Origin of the sequence: Marivirga harenae, assembly GCF_030534335.1 — a bacterium.
GTDB lineage: Bacteria > Bacteroidota > Bacteroidia > Cytophagales > Cyclobacteriaceae > Marivirga > Marivirga harenae.
Window position 1 is genome coordinate 3,347,700 of record NZ_CP130565.1, and the last position, 20,290, is coordinate 3,367,989.

At 36.1% G+C, this 20,290-nt stretch carries 17 protein-coding genes; 14 read left to right on the forward strand and 3 right to left on the reverse strand.

The window, feature by feature from the left end; all coding sequences use genetic code 11:
* The first annotated feature begins 15 nt into the window (after nucleotides 1–15).
* The 5 genes from Q3Y49_RS14270 to Q3Y49_RS14290 all read left to right on the forward strand — a co-directional run bounded on the left by Q3Y49_RS14270 (nucleotide 16) and on the right by Q3Y49_RS14290 (nucleotide 6,002).
* Nucleotides 16–1,026: a glycosyltransferase gene (locus Q3Y49_RS14270; protein WP_303269067.1), complete on the forward strand. Its 1,011-nt coding sequence runs from the start codon at nucleotides 16–18 to the stop codon at nucleotides 1,024–1,026.
* Nucleotides 1,023–2,165: a glycosyltransferase family 4 protein gene (locus tag Q3Y49_RS14275; protein ID WP_303269069.1), complete on the forward strand. Its 1,143-nt coding sequence runs from the start codon at nucleotides 1,023–1,025 to the stop codon at nucleotides 2,163–2,165. Before Q3Y49_RS14270 ends, Q3Y49_RS14275 begins: the two co-directional genes overlap by 4 nt.
* On the forward strand, nucleotides 2,165–3,436 hold the full coding sequence (locus tag Q3Y49_RS14280) for a hypothetical protein (RefSeq protein ID WP_303269070.1): 1,272 nt from the start codon (nucleotides 2,165–2,167) through the stop codon (nucleotides 3,434–3,436). Before Q3Y49_RS14275 ends, Q3Y49_RS14280 begins: the two co-directional genes overlap by 1 nt.
* 457 nt (nucleotides 3,437–3,893) lie before the next feature.
* On the forward strand, nucleotides 3,894–4,136 hold the full coding sequence (locus Q3Y49_RS14285) for a hypothetical protein (protein WP_303269071.1): 243 nt from the start codon (nucleotides 3,894–3,896) through the stop codon (nucleotides 4,134–4,136).
* Nucleotides 4,137–4,871: 735 nt separating this feature from the next.
* Nucleotides 4,872–6,002, forward strand: a complete 1,131-nt coding sequence (locus tag Q3Y49_RS14290; RefSeq protein ID WP_303269072.1) for a glycosyltransferase family 4 protein — start codon at nucleotides 4,872–4,874, stop codon at nucleotides 6,000–6,002.
* Nucleotides 6,003–6,194: 192 nt separating this feature from the next.
* Here the strand turns inward: Q3Y49_RS14290 and tyrS are convergent, their stop codons facing one another.
* Nucleotides 6,195–7,499 (reverse strand): tyrosine--tRNA ligase, encoded by a 1,305-nt coding sequence (gene tyrS, locus Q3Y49_RS14295; RefSeq protein WP_303269073.1) that lies wholly within the window; start codon nucleotides 7,497–7,499, stop codon nucleotides 6,195–6,197.
* Between the two features lie 400 nt (nucleotides 7,500–7,899).
* Between tyrS and Q3Y49_RS14300 the strand changes: the two genes are divergently transcribed.
* Nucleotides 7,900–8,922, forward strand: coding sequence for a synaptic vesicle VAT-1 family membrane protein (locus Q3Y49_RS14300; RefSeq protein WP_303269074.1), 1,023 nt, complete (start codon nucleotides 7,900–7,902; stop codon nucleotides 8,920–8,922).
* Between the two features lie 90 nt (nucleotides 8,923–9,012).
* Here Q3Y49_RS14300 and Q3Y49_RS14305 read toward each other — a convergent pair whose 3' ends face one another.
* Nucleotides 9,013–9,735 carry a tetratricopeptide repeat protein gene (locus tag Q3Y49_RS14305; RefSeq protein ID WP_303269075.1) on the reverse strand — a complete coding sequence of 241 codons (723 nt, stop codon included), beginning with the start codon at nucleotides 9,733–9,735 and terminating at the stop codon, nucleotides 9,013–9,015.
* A 93-nt stretch (nucleotides 9,736–9,828) separates the two neighbouring features.
* Nucleotides 9,829–10,704, reverse strand: coding sequence for an alpha/beta hydrolase (locus tag Q3Y49_RS14310; protein ID WP_303269076.1), 876 nt, complete (start codon nucleotides 10,702–10,704; stop codon nucleotides 9,829–9,831).
* A 151-nt stretch (nucleotides 10,705–10,855) separates the two neighbouring features.
* Between Q3Y49_RS14310 and Q3Y49_RS14315 the strand changes: the two genes are divergently transcribed.
* The 8 genes from Q3Y49_RS14315 (at nucleotide 10,856) to pnp (ending at nucleotide 20,267) form a co-directional block, all read left to right on the forward strand.
* The gene (locus Q3Y49_RS14315) at nucleotides 10,856–11,248 is read left to right on the forward strand and encodes a hypothetical protein (RefSeq protein WP_303269077.1); all 393 of its coding nucleotides are present in this window, start codon (nucleotides 10,856–10,858) and stop codon (nucleotides 11,246–11,248) included.
* 157 nt (nucleotides 11,249–11,405) lie between these two features.
* Complete coding sequence (locus Q3Y49_RS14320; protein ID WP_303269078.1) at nucleotides 11,406–13,898, forward strand: PIG-L family deacetylase; 2,493 nt, start codon at nucleotides 11,406–11,408, stop codon at nucleotides 13,896–13,898.
* A gap of 151 nt (nucleotides 13,899–14,049) precedes the next feature.
* Complete coding sequence (locus tag Q3Y49_RS14325; protein WP_303269079.1) at nucleotides 14,050–14,499, forward strand: MarR family winged helix-turn-helix transcriptional regulator; 450 nt, start codon at nucleotides 14,050–14,052, stop codon at nucleotides 14,497–14,499.
* A 40-nt stretch (nucleotides 14,500–14,539) separates the two neighbouring features.
* Nucleotides 14,540–14,899, forward strand: coding sequence for a DoxX-related protein (locus tag Q3Y49_RS14330; RefSeq protein WP_303269080.1), 360 nt, complete (start codon nucleotides 14,540–14,542; stop codon nucleotides 14,897–14,899).
* A gap of 10 nt (nucleotides 14,900–14,909) precedes the next feature.
* Complete coding sequence (locus Q3Y49_RS14335; protein ID WP_303269081.1) at nucleotides 14,910–15,902, forward strand: alpha/beta hydrolase; 993 nt, start codon at nucleotides 14,910–14,912, stop codon at nucleotides 15,900–15,902.
* Nucleotides 15,903–16,009: 107 nt separating this feature from the next.
* Nucleotides 16,010–17,629 carry an LptF/LptG family permease gene (locus Q3Y49_RS14340; RefSeq protein WP_303269082.1) on the forward strand — a complete coding sequence of 540 codons (1,620 nt, stop codon included), beginning with the start codon at nucleotides 16,010–16,012 and terminating at the stop codon, nucleotides 17,627–17,629.
* A gap of 72 nt (nucleotides 17,630–17,701) precedes the next feature.
* Entirely contained in the window at nucleotides 17,702–17,977 is a 276-nt protein-coding gene (rpsO, locus tag Q3Y49_RS14345) for a 30S ribosomal protein S15 (protein WP_303269084.1), read from the forward strand.
* Between the two features lie 148 nt (nucleotides 17,978–18,125).
* Nucleotides 18,126–20,267, forward strand: a complete 2,142-nt coding sequence (gene pnp, locus Q3Y49_RS14350) for a polyribonucleotide nucleotidyltransferase (RefSeq protein WP_303269085.1) — start codon at nucleotides 18,126–18,128, stop codon at nucleotides 20,265–20,267.
* Nucleotides 20,268–20,290 lie beyond the last annotated feature (23 nt).

A 20,290-nucleotide genomic window follows, 5' to 3' on the forward strand; every position in this document is an offset into this window, starting at 1 on the left:
ACTCTTTCTTAAATTTTGCAAAAGAAAATACTACTTATAGAAGACGAAAGAAGTGGCTATAGTATGAAAAGATACGTAGCGCATTTAAAGAAAATTGACGCATTTGATTTTTCTGTATTTACTGTCCATGATTATTTTTCAACTATATATGTACCTATTTTTAAATACTTGATTCTCCCTTTCAAGGTTTTTTTTGCTAAAGAGTCCTCTATTATAATCCCTACCGAAAGGTATGCCTATTTATTATGGTTCTGGAGGGGCGAAAAATCCGTAGTGGTTTGTCACGATTTGCATGATTTAATGAATTATGATGTCCCTTTTTACCTAAAATGTTTCATTCGATTAAATCTATCGGGCTTAACTAAAGCAACTAAAATAGTAACTGTTTCTGAACATACTCAAGTTGATTTACTAAAGTACAAGCCTACGCTTGACAGAAATAAAATGGCGGTTATTCACAATGCTATTGAAGATCATTGGTTCACTTCTGGAAGTAAGTCAGATTTCAATAGTGATTTTACTAAGAGTTTACCTGATTCCTATGTGTTAATGGTTGGGACTAATGCGTGGTATAAAAATATAGATTGGGGACTAAGAATAATTAATGAACTAAATATCAGTTTAGTAAAGGTAGGTGTCTTATCTGAGCAGCAGATTAATTTTTTAAATACCAATAAAATCTCTTACACTCATTATCAAAATGTGAAAGAGGTACAATTAAAGTATCTATATTCAAATGCTTCTTTTCTATTTTTTCCTTCTATACATGAAGGCTTTGGATGGCCAGTTTTAGAAGCCATGGCATCAAGTTGCCCCATACTTGCTTCTAACAAAGCAAGTATTCCTGAAATAGGAGAACAGCATATACAATATATTGATCTAAATAGTATCGAAAGAACACATCAAATCATCAAAGAATATTTAGATGCTAATATTCAGCAAGATAAAGAGCTAAATCGTCAAAGAGCTAAATCCTTTAATTTTGAAAGGTTTAGTTCATCTTTTAAGGAATTATTGAATCAATGAAAATACTTTTTATACAAAAAGAAGGGGGCATTTTTGGAGCGGAAAACTATCAATTAAAAATTGTTCCGGCTCTACTGGACAAAGGATTTAATATTGAATTTTTAAGGCTTTATACTAATTATCAGGGAGGAATAGGTGGTGATTTCATAGACCGATTAAATGCTATGGGTGTCAAAACGCATGAACTTAATATTGGTCGAATCCCTAAATTATCTTCCTTAAAAAAGATTAAAAAACTAATTAGCCAAAACAATTTTGATATAGTGCACACCCATTTAATTCATGCTGACTTACATTTAAGCTTGAGTAAATTGTTTTTAGGAGGTATCAAATGCCCTTGGGTCAGTACCAAGCATGGCTATGATAATAACTTTACGGCTCAATTTGGCTTTGATGCTAGTAAGCAAAAGAAAACCCCTTATTTTCTTTTAGCTCAATTATCAGAAAGACTTTGTCATCAATCTTTTACCATCTCCCATGGCTTAAGAAACTTCTTTATTAAAACCGGACTTGCAAAAGAGGAAAAAATGAAATTGATTCATTATGGTTTTGACTTTCCCGAAACCTCTGATGAATTGCTGGATGCTGATTTTAAGTTGTTTAAAAAACAAGTTATTATAGCAGGTAGGTTAGTAGGTTTTAAGGGGCATCACTATCTTATAGAGGCCATGCAAAAGCTCTGTGCTCAGGATACAGAAACTGGTTTAATTATAGTAGGAAGTGGAGAATTAGAGGAAGATTTAAAACAAAAAGCAAATGACCTGAAATTGGAAAATCATATTCATTTTGCAGGCTATAGTAAAGAAGTGATCAAGTGGATGTATAATTCTGATTTAGTAGCGGTGCCTTCCATTTCAGAAGGTTTTGGAGTGGTGTTTTTGGAGGCATTCAACTGTAAAAAGCCAGTAGTTTCCTGGGATGTTCCAGCCGGAAATGAATTAATGAAAGATGGTGAGACTGGTTATTTGGTTCCACCTTATGATACACAAGCATTAGCTGAAAAGATGTCCTACATTTTAAATCATCCTTCAGAAGCTAAAGAAGTGGGTTTAAATGCACTTCAAGAGCTTAAGAATTATTATAACTTGGAGCGTATGACCAAAGAAACCATTGACTTTTACCATTCAGCATTGAAATAGTGGGCGCTATTATAGCCATATTGCTATTAATCGGTTTGGCCCAATGGCTAAAATCCTCTTATATAAAAAATCAACCCCAGTTAAGTAAGCGGTACAACTGGGGTGTCTTTTTTCGAATTCTGGGAACTGTAGGCTATATAGTCTACGCTCGATTTTTCAGTGGGGGTGGTGTAGATGCATGGGTTTATGATAACTGGGCATCCAATTTTGCGGAATACTTTAGAGCTTTTGATTTTTCTCCATTCTATGATGAAACCTTATGGCGAAATAGTCAATTATTCTATACCAACTTTGTAGCCTACCCGGCAGCCTTCTTTATGATATTTACTTTTGATAATGAGTTTGGTGTTTATTTGCTCTTTAGCGCTGTGTGTTTTGCAGGTCTGATCTTATTATTTAAAGCTTTTCGTAAAAATTATTTCTTCTTAGATCAACCTAATCTACTATTTTGGGTTTTGCTATTCCCTGCACTCTGGTTTTGGACATCTACCATCGGTAAAGATGCCTTTATGTTTTTGGGAATGGGTGTGGTCTGTATGGGGATTCATAATAGACGCTTAAACTATACTTATATACTTATTGGTCTGGCTATTTTATATGCCTTTAGGCCACCCACTGCTTATGTAGCGGTTTTAGCCTTAGGTTCATTTTTTATTCTCAATATAAAAGATAATTGGTTGATTCGTATTTTTAAAATTACAGCCGGTATCGTAGTCATTATTTTATTAGCCAATTATTTATCCGATCAATGGGGAGTAGAAGAGTTTTCAAATCAAGAATTAACAGAACTGCAAAGTGGAACTTTAAGAAATAATGAGTACGGTACAGGAGTATTAGATGAAAAAGCTGGTGGTATTGGGTCTATTCCTCAAGGGATCATAGATGTGCTGGCACGTCCGTTCTTGTGGGAGATACGAAATGTACTGACGGCCGCAGCTGCAATAGAAATCAATGCGGTTTTATTGTTGTTAATTATAAAGAGGAAATCGTTTATGCGTTTTATAAAAGATAGTTTAAGTCATAGGTTATCGACCTTTGTGCTAGCTTTTGTGTTTATTTATGTGGTTACTGTAGGCCTTTTTGAAAATAATATTGGCCTTATCGCCCGACATCGCTCCATTATTTTTCCTTTCCTGTTCCTTATGGCTTTTGCTTATGATGATAAAGTCAAAAGAGCCTATCAGCAGTTTATGTGGAGAAAAAGAAAGCAAGCTGCTGAAAAACTAACCGCTGAGAAGCTAATGCGCAAAGAGACCCAAGTTAATAATTAATAATTGGATAATTATTAATTTGGGTTGGTAATTCTTTGAAATGTTCTTGGCGTAAAACTTAGTGTCCCTGTCTGCCGCCAGGAAGATTCGTAACTTAGCGTGGATTTTCTTTAAGCTTTAGCTTCAACACTTTTCTTTTCTTTTATCCCTTTTGTGGTTCACATAAATAGTCAGCTTTAGCTGATCTATTCCCTATGAATCGTACCCACTTATGTCGGGACAAGTTGTGGTTAATTTTCTTTGCGTAAAGTTTGCATCTCAACTGCTCCCGACTTATGGTGCCGGACAGGTAGGCTCCTTTGCGGTTAAAGTTCTTTTAGCTTTAGCTGAAACCACTTCCTTTCCTCTCTCTTTTCTGTCATTGCTCTGAATAAGTATAGGTTTAAAAGAACTTCAGCTTTGCATGAATTTAAAATTTTGTAGATTTGTTTAAATATAGTTGGTAAACCTGAATATTATGAACTTAGAAGCTCGAAAAATCACATTTGTCCAAGAATTTTTGAAGTTGCAAAATGAAGATATCATTAATAGTTTAGAGCAACTTTTGAAGAAACGAAAAGCAGAATCAGTTGAGGAAGATTTAAAACCGATGAGTTTAAAATCCTTTAATGAAAGAATTGACAAATCAATGGAAGATTCTAAAAATGGAGATTTTGTTGAAGATAAAGAATTAGAATCTATCATTGATAAATGGGATTAAAGTTAATTTGGACTGGTTTTGCAATTAATCAATTAGAAAGTGTTTATGATTACTATAATAAAATTGCTGGTAAAGCAGTTGAAAAAAAAGGGTTGTCAATGATATTTATAAAGCACCTACTGTTCTAAAGGATTTACCTCAACTTGGACAAATTGAAGAGCTACTGATAGATCGTGATCAAGAATTCAGATATATCTTATGCAAACATCACAAAATCATATATTGGTTAAATGTCAATCAAAAAAGAATTGAGGTAGTTGATGTTTTTGACACTAGACAAAACTCGGCAAAAATAATTAGGAACAAATGAATAGAAATATCGAATGCAGTTAGTAATGAATATTTCCCTTAAGTTTTAGATGAAATCCTTTTGTTTTCTTCCATTACCTCTCGTACCCTTATAAGGGTTAAATGTTGTAGTTAGATAATCAGCTTTAGCTGATAAATTTCTTTGCGTAAACTTAGCGTCTTAGCGAGAAAATTTAAAAGCCTTCCCGATGAATTTGGGACAAGTTGGCTTAGATTCGTGATCTCCTTGTAAATGTCAGTGCAACTCTGTGGTTAACCCAGTTCAGCTTTAGCTACCACACTTTTCTTTTCTTTTATCCCTTTTGTGGTTCACATAAATAGTCAGCTTTAGCTGATCTATTCCTTGTGAATCGTACCCACTTATGTCGGGACAAGTTGTGGTTAATTTTCTTTGCGTCTTTCCGTCTTTGCGGTTAATTTTACAACATGCAAAAACCCACAGCTATTGTCTTCGGCAGCTACCTGCCATCAGTCATTAACTTCCGTAAACCCTTACTCACCGCCCTTCAAGCAAAAGGCTATCATGTAATCGCTTTAGCCCCCGGTAGGGATGAAGTCACCGAACAAAACCTAGGTGATTTAGGAGTTGAATTTATTCAAGTCCCATTAGGCCGAACTGGCTTTAATCCCCTCCAAGATTACAAAACCCTTCAATTTCTTCAAAGACTTTTTCAAGAGCTGGAGCCGGAGGTGGTGATTACTTACACTATAAAACCCAATATATACGGTAGTTGGGCTGCCAAAAACCTTAAAAATGCCAAAGTATTGGCCTGGATTACCGGTCTGGGTTATGTAGGCATGGAAGCCGATACTTTGAAAAGAAAGTTAGTCCGCTCGGTTATTTTCAGGCTTTATAAAAAAGCCTTTTCCAAGCTGCCTTTTATCGCTTTTCAAAATCCTGACGATCAGCAGTTTTTTAAACAGCATAATTTACTTAGGTCACATACTGCTCAAACTATCACTGCGGGTTCGGGAGTAGATTTAAAACATTACCCCAAAGCTGCTCCACAAGTTAGTCCTATTAAATTTCTATTAATAGCCCGCTTGATAGGGGCTAAGGGAGTAAATGAATACTTAGCCGCAGCAAAAATTATCAAGAAAGATTATCCTGAAGTTATTTTTCAACTCATCGGCATGACAGATGAAGGCAATCCTGATTCCTTAGAAGAAAATGAATTAAATGAGTTGCATGAAAGGAGCACTATAGAATATTTAGGCTTTCAGTCTGATGTCCGTAAGTATTTGTCCCAATGCTCAGTGTTTGTCCTACCGTCTTATTACAGAGAAGGTACTCCGCGCACTATATTAGAATCTTTGGCCATGGGGAAACCCATTATCACCACTGATAATCCAGGATGCAGGGAAACGATTGATGGAGATAAAAATGGCTTTTTAATTCCTATAAAAGATACACATGTATTGGTACAAGCCATGCAATCCTTCATTGATAATCCTTCCTTGATTGAACAAAAAGGCGAGGAGAGCTACCGATTAGCTGTGGAGAAATATGATGTTGATAAAGTAAATCAGCATTTGTTTGAGTTTATGAGCCTTTAGACAACTTTGGAAAAAAAACTAGTTACAAGTAAGTATTTCATTAAATCCGGTCTCACCTTCTGTACTGACCAAATGGAGTTCCTCGGACCAAAGTACCACTTAGTTCAGATGACAGTCAGACCGGCCCGTTTTAAATTTCAGATAGAGACACTACACCAAAGTCCCCCTTTGGGGGATTTAGGGGGCTGGGATTTAAGAGGCCACTGTCACCAAATAATAATTTTTCTTACCTCTTTGCACTAATATATACTTCCCTTGTAGCAAGCTGAGTTCAACAGCGGCATTAGCATCCATCACCTTTTCTTTATTGATGCTTACGCCACCTCCTTTAATCATTTTTCTGGCTTCTCCTTTTGATGGGAAAATGACCTCCTGAGTCAATTCTGAAAGGAAATCCGTGATGTTTTCGGTATTGTCTAAGTCTGATTTATTAACAGTTACTTGTGGCACTCCTTCAAACACACTCAATAAGGTGTCTTCATCTATGCTTTGCAATTCTTCAGTAGTTGATTTACCAAATAGGATAGAGGAAGCTTTTAAGGCCATATCCAAAGCTTCTTGTGAATGAACTCTAACGGTTAATTCTTCTGCTAAAGCCTTTTGCAGCACTCTAAGATGAGGCGCTTCATTATGTTCTTTTTCCAAGGCTTCAATTTCTTCTTTTCCTTTAGTGCTAAAAATCCTGATGAAATTACTCATGTCTTCATCAGAAGCATTCAACCAAAATTGATAGAATTTGTAAGGGGATGTTTTCTTCGGGTCGAGCCAGATGTTTCCGCTTTCCGTTTTTCCAAATTTGGTACCATCAGCTTTCTTTATCAAAGGACAAGTCACCGCAAAGGCTTCTCCCTGATCTATTTTTCTGATCATTTCAGTTCCTGTGGTTATATTTCCCCACTGATCTGAACCACCCATCTGTAGCTTACAGTTTTTCTCTCGAAATAAATGCAAGAAATCATATCCTTGCACTAATTGATAAGTGAATTCTGTAAAACTCATGCCTTCGCTTGATTCTGCCGACAATCTTGTTTTGACAGAATCTTTAGCCATCATATAATTGACCGTAATATGCTTTCCAACATCTCGGATAAAGCCCAGGAAGCTAAAATCCTTCATCCAGTCGTAGTTATTCACTAATTGCGCACTATTTTCTCCCTTGGCATCAAAATCCAAGAAGTTTTGAATTTGGGCTTTTATAGAAGCTTCGTTATGGCGTAAAGTAGGCTCATCTAAGAGGTTGCGTTCTTTTGATTTTCCGGAAGGGTCACCAATCATACCCGTTGCTCCACCTAGCAAAACAATAGGTCTATGTCCTGCATCTTGAAAATGCTTTAACATCATTACCCCAACTAAATGTCCAATATGAAGGGAGTCAGCAGTCGGGTCAATTCCCACATAAGCACTGCTCATTTCTTCAGCCAGTTGTTTTTCAACCCCTGGCATCATGTCATAAATCATTCCTCTCCATTGAAGCTCTTCTATAAAATTCTTTTGCATATTATTGAATATTGAAAGTCTGATGATTGTATAATGCCTGCAAATATAAAAGGCTTAGCAAGGAATTAATAGCAATATTTGATTAATTACGGATCACGAATTTTAGAATTGAAAAATTAGCTTTGAGCATAACACCTTTTTGTTTTTAGCTTTAGCTAAAACTCTATTGTTTTCTTTTGACTCTATTGTGGTAAGAAAGAAGTTTGGTCGTTGGCCCGTTAAGTAATATATAGTAATTCTGGATTTTTAATTCGGATCTAAGTTAATTTATCTCTGTTGTATTCCCCTATTTTAAGGTCTGACCAATTATAATGATTTCTCTTTTTTTAGCGCAAAATTCCCTGATTTCATCATTCAATAATCATCTTCATTCCGTATTTTTGGTTAAAATTAGTCTCCAATGCCCCAGAGAATATCCTACAGAACACATAAAGCAGGGTCTTTTAATAGACTAAAACTAGTTGAAGAAGAATTGGCTAGTCCAGAAGCAGATGAAGTACAGGTCAAGGTAAAGGCTGTGGGACTGAATTTTGCTGATGTTTTTGCCATTCTAGGCTTATACAGTGCGACTCCGGAAGGATCTTTTATTCCAGGCTTAGAATATGCAGGCGAGATTATTGCCAAAGGTTCAGAAGTAAAAGACTTTGAAGTTGGAGATCGTGTAATGGGCGTTACGCGTTTCGGTGCTTATACTTCTCATATTAATATTGACAGTGCTTACGTCAATAAAATACCGGCAAGTTGGTCTTACGAGGAAGGTGCTTCTTTTTTGGTCCAGGCACTAACCGCTTACTACGGATTGTTTTATTTGGGAAATTTGCAAAAGGGAAGTACAGTGTTAATTCATTCTGCAGCTGGCGGAGTTGGTTTACTAGCAAATAGGATGGCACAAAAAATAGGTGCTTTTACTATTGGTAGTATTGGTTCTGCATCAAAAATTGATCTTTTGAAAAAGGAGGGCTATCAAAAATATATAGTCCGTTCGAAACACTTTAAAAAGGATTTGGAGGAAGCCTTACGCGGCAGAGAACTAGATTTAATTATGGAATGCATAGGAGGGAAGATATTTAAGACTGGATATGATATGTTAGCTCCTCAAGGTAGAGTAGTGAATTATGGTTCAGCACGCTACGAAGGTACTAGTAACTCACCCAATTGGCCACGATTGGCTTGGTTATATCTTACAAGGCCCAAAATAGATCCGCAGAAAATGATTGAGACTAATAAGGGGATTCTAGGTTTCAATTTGATCTGGTTGTATGAGAAGAAGGAGTTAATGCAACAGATTCTGAAAGAACTGGAAGCACTCGATATGGAAGCACCCTTTATCGGCCATCGATTCAAGTTTGAGCAAATGCATGAAGCTTTAAAACTATTTCAGTCAGGAAAAACCATGGGTAAGGTAGTGTTAACGATTGACTAGCTAGAATCTAGAGTATAGATCCTAGAACCTGAAATTTCAAGATCTCACCCCATATCCAACATCCATCATCCACCTTTTGCTTTCCAACTTCTAACCACCAAACACTTTCCCTTTCACAAAATCCCAAAACTCTTTTCTTTCATCGGAAGAAGTTAATAGGGCCTTCACTGTATTTCCAAAATTAGGTTTTGTTTTTTCTTTTTGATCTGACTTAATGCTAGGCAATGGTGCAGGTTCGGGTTTAGGTTGAGGAGTGACATCGGCTTTTTCATTGCTCGATTTTTTCATTCCAAAATTTTTAGGATCCAGTTTTTCAGCATCTTCGTAATGCTTTTCCGCTTTTTTGTGATTGCCCATTTTACCCAAAACCAGCCCTAAATTATTATGGGAAATAGCATCTTCGGGATCTAACTCCAATGCTTTTTGATAGTCTTTTTTGGCACCTTCTAAGTCATTCAAATGATCTTTTATGAAAGCTCTACTAGCATATCTGAAAGGGTTTTCTGGTTCCATTTCCACAGCAGTATTAAAATCTTTCATGGCAGTTTCCTGCTGCTTAGCCATATAATAAATCAGACCTCTCTCGGCATAAAGCTCAGCACTGTCTGGTTTCAGTTTTATGGCTTTGCTCATATCTGATTGGGCAGCCTGATAATCCTTTATTTTAAAATAAGCTTTCCCTCTTTGATAATAAGCCATAGGGTTTTGATTGTTTTGGGTAATGTATTGAGAATACAAATGAATCCCCTGTTTAAAATCACCTTTCTGGCAATAGGATGAGGCAGTTTCTAAGAGTATGTTAATATCTTCCATAAAAATTATTTTAGTGAAATAGAATGATCACAAAACTATATAAGTTTTAACTAATGAAAGACTTTTGGGTTTGTCAAATATTGGATTTCACCTTTATTTTTGGTTTTCTGAGATAAAAGAATCAATCCAATCATAGGCTTCATTATTTCTATTGAAAAATTGCAATATCATGGGTACATGCTTTTTCCCTGATTGTAAGTGATAATTAGGATTCGGTTCTATCTTTCTATACTCAGTCAAGAATCGATCAGTACTGGAGATGATACCCGGTAACGTGTTTTCTCCCATCATAATCAGCAGACGCGGGTCATTTTCATCTACATAGTAAATAGGAGAGTATTCCTTCCAGATTTCAGAATCGTTGGTGAAAGTTTTTAAATATGAGGTGCCTGCGGGATAATTCTTCTTTTTTAAGAAGCCGTACATATCTAAGCCTGCTGCATCAATTAAGATGGCACCTTTTATAGGGTTTTCTATTTCCAATTCTTGAAAATAATCATCTTTCACGCTGATGAGCGCTGCCAAATGTCCACCTGCAGAATGACCAGAAATATAGATTTGATTAGGGTCTCCACCGTAGTCCTCTATATTTTCCTTTACCCATTTTACAGATTTTGCAACTGCAATAGTCATATCCGAAATTATATATTCTGGACTCAATGGATAATCGATGTTTACGGCTACAATTCCTTTACGCGCTAATCTCTTCCCAAAAAAATCGTACAAATCCTTTTTACCAGAATTCCAGCTACCGCCATGAACAAAAATGAAAACAGCTTTTGCTTCTGCTGCCTTCTTGGGAGAGAAGATATTTAATTGCTTTTCAGGTAAATTTTGATTTAAACCTTCCTCCATATAGTTGATATCTTTTGATTTGGTCACTTTGCAACCGAAGGAGAAAAATAGTAAAAACAGGAGAATATTTGAAAATGTGATGATAGGTAATTTTATAGCTTGTATTTTTAGCATTTCACTTTAACTATTTTAACAATGATAGGTTAGCTCTTTCTTATTACTGCTTTAGATGAATTAAGTTGGATTAAATTTACATTAAGAAATAAGAATATAGGGATTGATAAAGTGAAATATTAATTTTGAATCAAATTAACAATATAAGAATATGATACAAGCCTGGATGCGAGGAGTTTTGCTAATAGCCTCGGTATATAATGTTGCGTGGTCAGTGTTTCTTTTCTGGAGTCCCAATAGTTATATTAAATGGATGACTGAAGGAGCACAAACTGAAAATCAATGGGTTTCATATCAGGCAATTGGCATTTTAGTAGTCGCAGTGATGCTTTTTGTGGGGTTTTTAAAGCCGCTGAAATTCAAATGGTTCATATTCCTTTCCTTTCTGGCAAAATTAATGGGAGGTATCGCGGTCTATCTATTAATCATGGAATCAGCGTTTACCAAGAAATTCATGTTTCATTTGTTAATGAATGACTTGGTTTGGTTGTTTCCTTTACTTGCTATCGTTTTGGCGGCATTCAAATCAGAAAAAAGCCGTTAAACTATAATGATTTGGTCTTCGACTGTATTTTATTTAAATCGCATTAAAAATTAATTAAATGAAATGAGCACAAATAATCGAGGGTGAATTTATGCTAACCGCCTGATGAATATTTGTCGCGAATTCCATGTGACAGTTAAAAAACAATGATATACACATGAAATTTATTTTATCAATTTTCCTTCTTACTTGTTTTTTAGCTACTTCAAAAGCGCAATTAAAAGAACCTGCACCCTCTTCAGAAATATTGCATCAAATGCAAAAGTTGCAATATACCACAAGAGTTTTGTACGTGGCGGCTCATCCAGATGATGAGAATACCCGATTTATTGCCTATGTAGAAAATGGTAAAAAATTTGAAGCAGCTTATCTTTCTCTCACTAGAGGGGACGGAGGACAAAATGTAATAGGTCCTGAATTAAGAGAAGGGCTCGGTTTAATTCGTACTCAGGAACTATTGGCAGCTAGAAATATTGATGGTGGAGAGCAATTTTTTACTAGAGCCAACGATTTTGGGTATTCGAAGAATCCGGATGAGACTTTTAATAAATGGGGGAAAGAAGAAGTGTTATCTGATGTGGTTTGGACAATCCGTAATTTTCAGCCGGATGTTATAGTGACTCGTTTTAATAAGACCCCTGGAATTACCCATGGACACCATACTGCCTCAGCAATTTTAGCCCATGAGGCATTCAAATTAGCTGGTGATAAAAATGCTTTTCCTGAGCAGTTGAAGCTGACTAACATCTGGCAACCCAAGAAAATCTATTGGAATACTTCTTCATGGTTTTTTAGTAGAAGTGGAGACTTCGATAAATCAAAATACGTCACTGATAATGCTGGGGGTTATGCTCCATTGTTGGGCATTTCTTATACTGAAATGGCAGCATTGAGCAGAAGCAGGCATAAATCTCAAGCTTTTGGGACTGCCGGCAATAGGGGAGATGAAATAGAGTATTTTGAATATTGGAGTGGACCCGAGAATGACAAAGCGCTATTTGCTGGCATCGATCACTCATGGACTAACTTTAAAAATGGGAAGTCTATTCAAAAAGCTGTTGACGAATTGGTTAACGATTTTCAACCTACAGCACCTGGAAAATCCATAGATCAACTATTCGTAATAAAAGATTTAATTGAAAAACTAGAGGAATCAGCGGTCAGAAATGACAAATTGAGAGCTATTGAAAAGCTGATTCTTGATTGTGCTGGATTATATCACTTGCTCTATCATGACAATCCTTATGCAGCACCAGGTGATGAAATTAGTGTGAATTTAGAGTTGGTGAATCGGTCAGATGCCGAAATTAATCTTGTAGCTGCAGCTATTAAAGATTTAGAAGAGAATCTATCTATTTCAGGGGCATTGAAGAATAACCAAGTAATGCTAGAGAAGTTTGTAATAAATATTCCAGAGACATTCTCTTATTCAAACCCCTATTGGCTAGATAAGCCGTCTGCAAATGGATTGTATGAAGTTGACAATCAAAAGTTAATTGGACAAGCAGAGAATCCTGCGGCCATTGAAGTAGAGATAAGGCTCAAAATTAACGGCAATGATTTTAGTTTTAAAAGTCCTTTAAAATATAAAACTTCGGATCGAATTAATGGCGAAATCATACAGCCATTGTATATAGTGCCTCCAGTCTCAGTAGAATTTGGTGAAGAGGTTTCTATTTTCACCTCCAATGGCCAACAAAAGGAATTGACGGTGAAAGTGAAGGCTTTAAAAGATAAGCTTTCAGCCAAACTTGAATTAGATTTACCTCAGGGCTGGAAATTATTGGAATCTGAAAATAAATTGGAATTTAAAGATCTACCCAAGAGTAGTACACAGGAATTTAGATTTACTGTAGAATCCAGTCAAGAATACGGGAAGTTTGATTTAAATGCTTCTGTCAGGATGGGTGATGATTTATTCTCAGCCTACAAAGTTCAGGAAATACAATACGACCATATTCCGAACCAAGTAATTTTAAGGAAAGCTCAACAGCAGTTGGTTTTAGCCGATGTGGAAATCAAAGGAAAAAAAATCGGCTATATAGAAGGAGCAGGAGATGCTGTTGACGAGGCTTTAGAGGCTATGGGCTACAAAGTTGAAATTATTGATATAGAGAATATTTCAATTGATGAATTAAAGCAGTATGATGCTGTAATAGCAGGAATTAGAGCTTATAATGTTAACGAGGCGCTACAAATCCATTATAAGAAAATGAATGAATATATGGATGAAGGGGGAGTTTATATGGTGCAATACAATACTACTTATAGTTTACCAGATACTGATTTTTGGCCTTATCCCTTGAATCTTTCAAGAGACAGAATTACAGTTGAAGAGTCCCCGATGAGTTTCCTTGATCCTGATCATGCTGCTTTAAATTATCCCAATAAAATTACAGAGCAGGATTTTACTGGATGGGTACAAGAAAGAGGTCTTTATTTTCCAGATGATTGGGATAAAGCTTATACGCCACTTTTACTTGGGAATGATCCAAATGAAACCCCCAAAAAAGGTGCTTTATTAATAGCGGATCATGGAAAAGGAAAATTTGTGTACACAGGCTTAAGTTTTTTCAGAGAGCTTCCTGCAGGAGTGCCAGGAGCTTACAGATTACTAGCTAACTTATTAGCTCCGAGGCTAAATCCTTAATTTATATATCCGTTTATCAAAAAATATGTGCACTTGGTCGATTAAATGTGCAAACATGGAAACAAAAAGTATACATTCGTGTTTAATGTATTGACAATACATAGTAAAGTAATTTTTTGTTAATGCAGATTGAATTAAAATAAGAATAGAAATGAAGTTAGAAGAAGAAATTAAGCAGTCGAAGTTTGAAAATGAAAGACAAAAGGCCATTTTGAATGTGATTTATACAGCCAATTGGATTGGTTCGGTACAGCACAAAATATTCAAAAAGCATAAACTAACCTCTCCCCAGTACAATGTCTTAAGAATTTTAAGAGGAAAATTCCCGGATCCACTTACGGTTTCGTCTATACAAGAAAGAATGCTTGACAAGATGTCCAATGCTTCTCGATTAGTTGATAAATTAGTTGAAAAGGGATGGGCTGAGCGTTCTACCTGCATGTATGACAGGAGACAGGTTGATGTTGTTATTACTACCACTGGGCAAAAATTGTTACAGGAGATTGAACCTGAACTTTCAGGTTTTCATAATGAGGAAATGGTTTTGTCTGAAGCAGACGCAGCAGCAGTTAATAAAGCATTAGATCAAATAAGAGGATAATATTTTATATATTGGGTTGTTTTAATCAAATTTTATTAAAATGAACCTGATAGCAAATATTGGAAGATTTCTTTTTGCCATTCCAATGGTAATTTTTGGGGTATTTCATTTTGTAAACACAAGGTCGTTTCAAAATGTGGTACCCTCTTTTATTCCTGGACAGACATTTTGGGTCTATTTAACTGGTGCAGCTTTAATTGCAGCAGGAATTAGTATTCTAATCAAAAAACAAATTCAATTGGTGTCTAATCTTCTTGCCATTATGTTGCTAATTTTTGCAGTATTCGTGCACTTACCGTTGGCTATAGACGGAGATCAGTTAGCAGCAAGCTCTTTATTAAAGGATGTTGCCCTAGCCGGTGGGGCATTTATTTTAGGAAATTATTTTAAAGACAAGTAAGAACATAGGAATGAAAGTTTTCAAAAGGATTATTATTGGAGTGATTTTACTGATTGTAGCCGTAGTTGTGCTTTATTTCGCAGGTCCCAAACTTGAGAGACCAAAGTTCGCTCAGGACCTACCTGAAATTCCCGCTGATATTATTACTTTGGAAAGATGGATTAATGATAGGGAAGTCAAGAATAAAAACATAAAATCAGATAATCAAGCTCAGGTGGTTTGGTTTGACGAAAAATTAAGCCAGACTGAATATTCTATAGTATATCTTCATGGTTTTGGTGCAAGTCATCAAGAAGGAAATCCCGTACATAGAAATTTAGCCGATAGTTTACAAGCCAATTTATTCTTAGCCCGCCAAATCGGTCACGGCTTATCTTCAGAAAACTCGTTTAAAGGGATAACTCCTGAATCCTATATGATGTCAGCTATGGAGGCCTTATCGATTGGTCGACTCCTAGGCGAAAAGGTGGTATTAATAGGAACATCTACAGGTGCGGCCCAAGCGATCTGGCTGGCTGCTAAGTTTCCAGAAACCGTGGAAGCATTAGTGTTATACTCCCCTTATATTTCCTTGAAAAATCCTTCAGATGAAAAATTGGTTTTAGGCCCATGGGGTACTACATTAACAAAATGGGTGATGGGAGGAGAAGTGAACCGTGAAATTAGACCCGATTCCGTTGCTGCTTTTTGGTCTGAATACTATCATTTAGACTCATATTTTTCTCTTTTTAGTATGATTCACGAAAGTATGACCACTGAAATTTTCCAAGCAGTAGAGTGTCCAGTTTTTATGGCTTACTATTACAAGGATGAGGAGAATCAAGATGATGTGGTTTCAGTTCCAGCTATGAAGGCAATGTTTGAACAGCTACCTTCGGAACAGAAAAAGGCGCTAGCTTTTCCTAAAGCTGCTAATCATGTGATCGCTTCTGATCTACGTTCTTATGACTGGGTGGGTGTCAGAGACAGTAGCTGGGTGTTTTTGCAGAGTGTATTAGAATAATATTTTTACAATACCTCTATTTTTGTAAACTTTAGCATAATTCTTGTTTCTTTGCAATTCGATTTTAAATAGATATTGTTTGAACATTGCAATTCATAGTTTTTTGAATGAGAAAAATAGATAAATTAATCCTGAGGTCATTTATAGGTCCCTTCCTAATCACCTTTTTTGTGGTGGTTTTCATACTGTTGACTCAGTATATGCTCAAGTACTTTGATGACTTTGTGGGAAAAGATTTAGGCTTTACTGTTTTTGCGGAATTGATTGCCTATTTCAGTATTAATATGACCCCGATTGCTTTTCCATTGGCGGTGTTACTTTCTTCCCTGATGACATTTGGTAATCTGGGGGAGCATTTTGAGCTTACCGCTATTAAAAGTGCTGGCATTTCCTTGGTCCGCGTGCTTAGACCGCTTTTCGTATTTGTTGTTTGTTTGAGTGCTTTGGTGTATTATTCTAATAATTTTATTGTGCCCAAAGCTAATTTGGAAGCCTATAGTTTACTTTATGATATCAAACAAAAGAAACCATCTATTGACATTAAGGAGGGAGCATTTTATGGAGGAATCCCAGGCTACAGTATTAAGGCCAATAAAAAGTATGACGATGATAAGTCGCTTGGAGATCTTATTATTTACAATCATTCTGATAAAAAGGGGAATACGGAAATAATTCTGGCCGATTCTGCTTTAATGTATACCATTTTAGGTGATAAATACCTCGTAATGGAGTTGTTTGATGGTAAAAGCTATACGGAGGAAGACGCTGATAAACCAAATGAACCTTCCAATTATATACGTAATATTTTTCAGCATAACAAAGTGGTTTTTAGCTTGGCTTCATTTGAAATGGAAAGAACCGATAAAGAATTGTTTTCATCTAACCGTTTGATGAAGAGTGAAAGGGAGTTGAGATATGATGTGGATTCAATGAATACTGATATCATCAAATCGAAGAGAACTATATACAGATACACCCCTAGATTTTTTAATATGCATATGCAAGATGTCGATGATATAAAACCTCAGACAGTTGCTATATGGGAACAAATGAAAGAGGATACGGTCTCAAGTAATTCGGATTCAACTGTTCTGGAAAATGAGCAATTAACAAGTTCAGATGTGGTTCCTGTAAAAGGTGCAGGTAAGAAGCTAAATGAAAAGAAGTTGAAGAGTGGCATAAAATTTGAACAAGAAAAAAAATCTCTTGAACTTGAAAAAATTACCAGTTATGATTCAACCCTCATAGCGAGAGCAGACAGTGCTTTTGAAAGTAGAAACCGAGGCAATAATAATATAGTAGATAAACCTAGATTTGCAAAAAACAGATTGAAAGGCGAAAATAAAAGAATTGAGAATCGGCAATTTGAGAGTAATGTTTATGACATTGAGGCCAACAAGAAACTTTCTGATGCCGTGGCTTGCATAGTCATGTTTTTAATTGGCGCTCCGCTTGGGGCTATTATTAAGAAGGGAGGGCTTGGCTTTCCCGTAATTGTTTCCATAGTGTTTTTTATTATTTCTTATGTAATCAATACTACAGGAATTAAGTTGGGAAGGGCAGGAGATATCAGCACTTTCTGGGCAGTTTGGTCCTCTAATTTTATGTTGCTTCCCTTTGGTCTATTTTTTCTAAGGCAAGCAAGAAATGATTCCAGATTATTTGAGACAGACTATTATGCAGTAAAGATTAATAAATTTTTCAGACTTTTTAAAAAGGAAAAATAAATTGGTTTTTTGTTCATAAAAAAATATACGTATATTTGCGGCTGTTTTAAAATAATTTAATAAACGCTAACTATGTATTTAGACACAGAAAAGAAAAAAGAGCTGTTCAAAAATCATGGTCGGTCAAAAGCAGAAAATGATACGGGTTCGGCTGAATCTCAAATCGCGCTTTTTACTTACCGAATTGGTCATTTGACCCAGCACCTTAAAGTTAACAAGAAAGATCACTCATCAAGAACAGGTCTTTTGAAATTAGTAGGTAAAAGAAGAAGATTGTTGGATTATCTTTACAAAAACGAGATTGAGAGATACAGAGCAATTATTGCTGAACTTGGTTTAAGAAAATAAATCACTTTTCATTTATAAAAAGGGAATCATATTGGTTCCCTTTTTCCATTATAATCACCTCATTACGAATACCACATCTTATACAGGACGTGTATAGCAAATGCGGAAATTTAACAACAAGACGAGAAAACAGTAAAAAATATTATTTATGGCTATACCAAAAGCGATTAAAAAAACATTCAACCTACCTGATGGCAGGGAAATAAGCATAGAAACAGGTAAATTAGCTAAGCAAGCTGATGGATCTGTAGAAGTAAGAATGGGGAATACCATTTTATTAGCTACAGTTGTTTCCAATAAAGAAGCTAGAGAAGGAGTTGATTTCCTTCCAATGTCAGTAGATTACCAAGAAAAATTTGCTTCATCTGGTAAGATACCTGGTGGTTTTTTAAAGCGAGAAGGAAAACTTTCTGATTATGAGGTGTTGACTTCGCGTTTAGTGGATAGAGCTTTACGTCCATTATTTCCTTCTGATTACCATGCTGAGACACAGGTGATGATCCAGCTATTTTCATTAGAGGAAAACGATTTGCCAGATGCATTAGCGGCTTTAGCAGCATCTGCGGCCTTAACTGCATCCGATATTCCTTTTGCTGGACCTATTTCAGAAGTGCGAGTAGGTAGAGTAGATGGTAAAATGATCATCAACCCAAATTCAAAGCAGTTAGAAGAATCTGATATTGATATGATCGTGGCCGCCACCATTGATAATATCATGATGGTAGAAGGCGAATTAAAAGAAATTTCAGAGCAAGAGATGGTAGAAGCTATCAATTTCGCTCATGAATCAATAAAGCTTCAATGTCAAGCTCAACTAGACTTGGCAAAAGATGCCGGAAAAACGGAAAAACGTGAATATAATCACGAAGAAGAGCCGGATGCTGAACTAGAAAAAGAAATCTACGACAAATATTATCAACAATTTTTTGACATTGCAGCAAAAGGACTTGCTGATAAAGCCGAAAGAGCTCGATTATTTTCAGAAATAAGAGATGGTTATATTGACTCTTTGCCTGAGGATACCGAAATCAGCTTATCACTAGCAAAAAGTTATTTAAGCGCTACACAGAAAAAGGCGGTTAGAAACGCAACTTTAGAAACTCGCAATAGACTTGATGGCAGGAAGCTAGACGAAATCAGACCTATCTGGAGTGAGATCGATTACCTTCCATCTGCTCACGGTTCTGCTGTATTCACTAGAGGAGAAACGCAATCATTAACCACAGTTACATTAGGTACCAAACTTGATGAGCAAATGGTGGATGGTGCCGTTCATTCTGGCTATAATAAATTTATATTACATTACAACTTCCCTGCATTTTCAACAGGTGAAGCTAGACCTAATAGAGGTCCTGGTAGAAGAGAAGTAGGACACGGTAACCTTGCTTTAAGAGCTTTAAAGCAAATATTGCCTACTCCAGACGAATTGCCATACACAATCCGTGTTGTTTCTGATATTTTGGAATCGAATGGATCATCTTCTATGGCTACTGTTTGTGCTGGTTCATTAGCATTAATGGATGCTGGAATACCTATCAAGGCCCCAGTTTCAGGTATCGCAATGGGATTGATCTCCGATGCAGAGACAGGTAAATACGCTATTCTTTCTGATATTTTAGGAGATGAAGATCATATCGGAGATATGGACTTTAAAGTAACTGGTACTGAAAAAGGTATTACTGCTTGTCAAATGGATATCAAAGTGGACGGTCTTTCTTCAGAATTGATGATGGAAGCCTTGAATCAGGCAAAAGCTGGTCGTGACCATATCAGAAATGAGATGTTGAAGACTATTGCTGCTCCAAGAGAAGATTACAAACCAAATGCTCCTAGAGTCGTGAATATCGAAATCGAAAGAGAAATGATTGGTGCTGTAATTGGCCCTGGCGGTAAAGTAGTTCAAGAAATTCAGAAGACTACTGGTGCTACTGTAGTAATTGAAGAAACGGAAAAAGGTGGTAAAATTAATGTTTTCGCTGTAAACAAAGATTCTTTGGATCAAGCAGTGAAATGGATCAAAGGCATCGTAGCTAAACCGGAAATTGGTGAGGTCTATGATGGAATTGTGAAAGCAATTCAACCTTATGGTGCATTCGTTGAAATTATGCCTGGAAAAGATGGTTTACTTCATATTTCTGAAATAAAGCATGAGAAAATTGAAAACCTGGACGGTATTTTAGAGATCGGAGAGGAAGTGAAAGTGAAATTGATCGACATCGATAAAAAGACTGGTAAATTAAGACTATCAAGAAAGGTTTTATTACCGAAGCCAGAAAAAGAAGAGAAATAATTTCATTTTTAGAGAAATATTTA

What these genes read in the sequence shown, in the direction of transcription:
- Q3Y49_RS14275 (WP_303269069.1), top strand. Translation starts at nt 1,023, where the DNA reads ATGAAAATACTTTTTATACAAAAAGAAGGGGGCATTTTTGGAGCGGAA.
- Q3Y49_RS14285 (WP_303269071.1), top strand. Translation starts at nt 3,894, where the DNA reads ATGAACTTAGAAGCTCGAAAAATCACATTTGTCCAAGAATTTTTGAAG.
- Q3Y49_RS14290 (WP_303269072.1), top strand. Translation starts at nt 4,872, where the DNA reads ATGCAAAAACCCACAGCTATTGTCTTCGGCAGCTACCTGCCATCAGTC.
- tyrS (WP_303269073.1), bottom strand. Translation starts at nt 7,499, where the DNA reads ATGCAAAAGAATTTTATAGAAGAGCTTCAATGGAGAGGAATGATTTAT.
- Q3Y49_RS14300 (WP_303269074.1), top strand. Translation starts at nt 7,900, where the DNA reads ATGCCCCAGAGAATATCCTACAGAACACATAAAGCAGGGTCTTTTAAT.
- Q3Y49_RS14305 (WP_303269075.1), bottom strand. Translation starts at nt 9,735, where the DNA reads ATGGAAGATATTAACATACTCTTAGAAACTGCCTCATCCTATTGCCAG.
- Q3Y49_RS14310 (WP_303269076.1), bottom strand. Translation starts at nt 10,704, where the DNA reads ATGCTAAAAATACAAGCTATAAAATTACCTATCATCACATTTTCAAAT.
- Q3Y49_RS14315 (WP_303269077.1), top strand. Translation starts at nt 10,856, where the DNA reads ATGATACAAGCCTGGATGCGAGGAGTTTTGCTAATAGCCTCGGTATAT.
- Q3Y49_RS14320 (WP_303269078.1), top strand. Translation starts at nt 11,406, where the DNA reads ATGAAATTTATTTTATCAATTTTCCTTCTTACTTGTTTTTTAGCTACT.
- Q3Y49_RS14325 (WP_303269079.1), top strand. Translation starts at nt 14,050, where the DNA reads ATGAAGTTAGAAGAAGAAATTAAGCAGTCGAAGTTTGAAAATGAAAGA.
- Q3Y49_RS14330 (WP_303269080.1), top strand. Translation starts at nt 14,540, where the DNA reads ATGAACCTGATAGCAAATATTGGAAGATTTCTTTTTGCCATTCCAATG.
- Q3Y49_RS14335 (WP_303269081.1), top strand. Translation starts at nt 14,910, where the DNA reads ATGAAAGTTTTCAAAAGGATTATTATTGGAGTGATTTTACTGATTGTA.
- Q3Y49_RS14340 (WP_303269082.1), top strand. Translation starts at nt 16,010, where the DNA reads ATGAGAAAAATAGATAAATTAATCCTGAGGTCATTTATAGGTCCCTTC.
- rpsO (WP_303269084.1), top strand. Translation starts at nt 17,702, where the DNA reads ATGTATTTAGACACAGAAAAGAAAAAAGAGCTGTTCAAAAATCATGGT.
- pnp (WP_303269085.1), top strand. Translation starts at nt 18,126, where the DNA reads ATGGCTATACCAAAAGCGATTAAAAAAACATTCAACCTACCTGATGGC.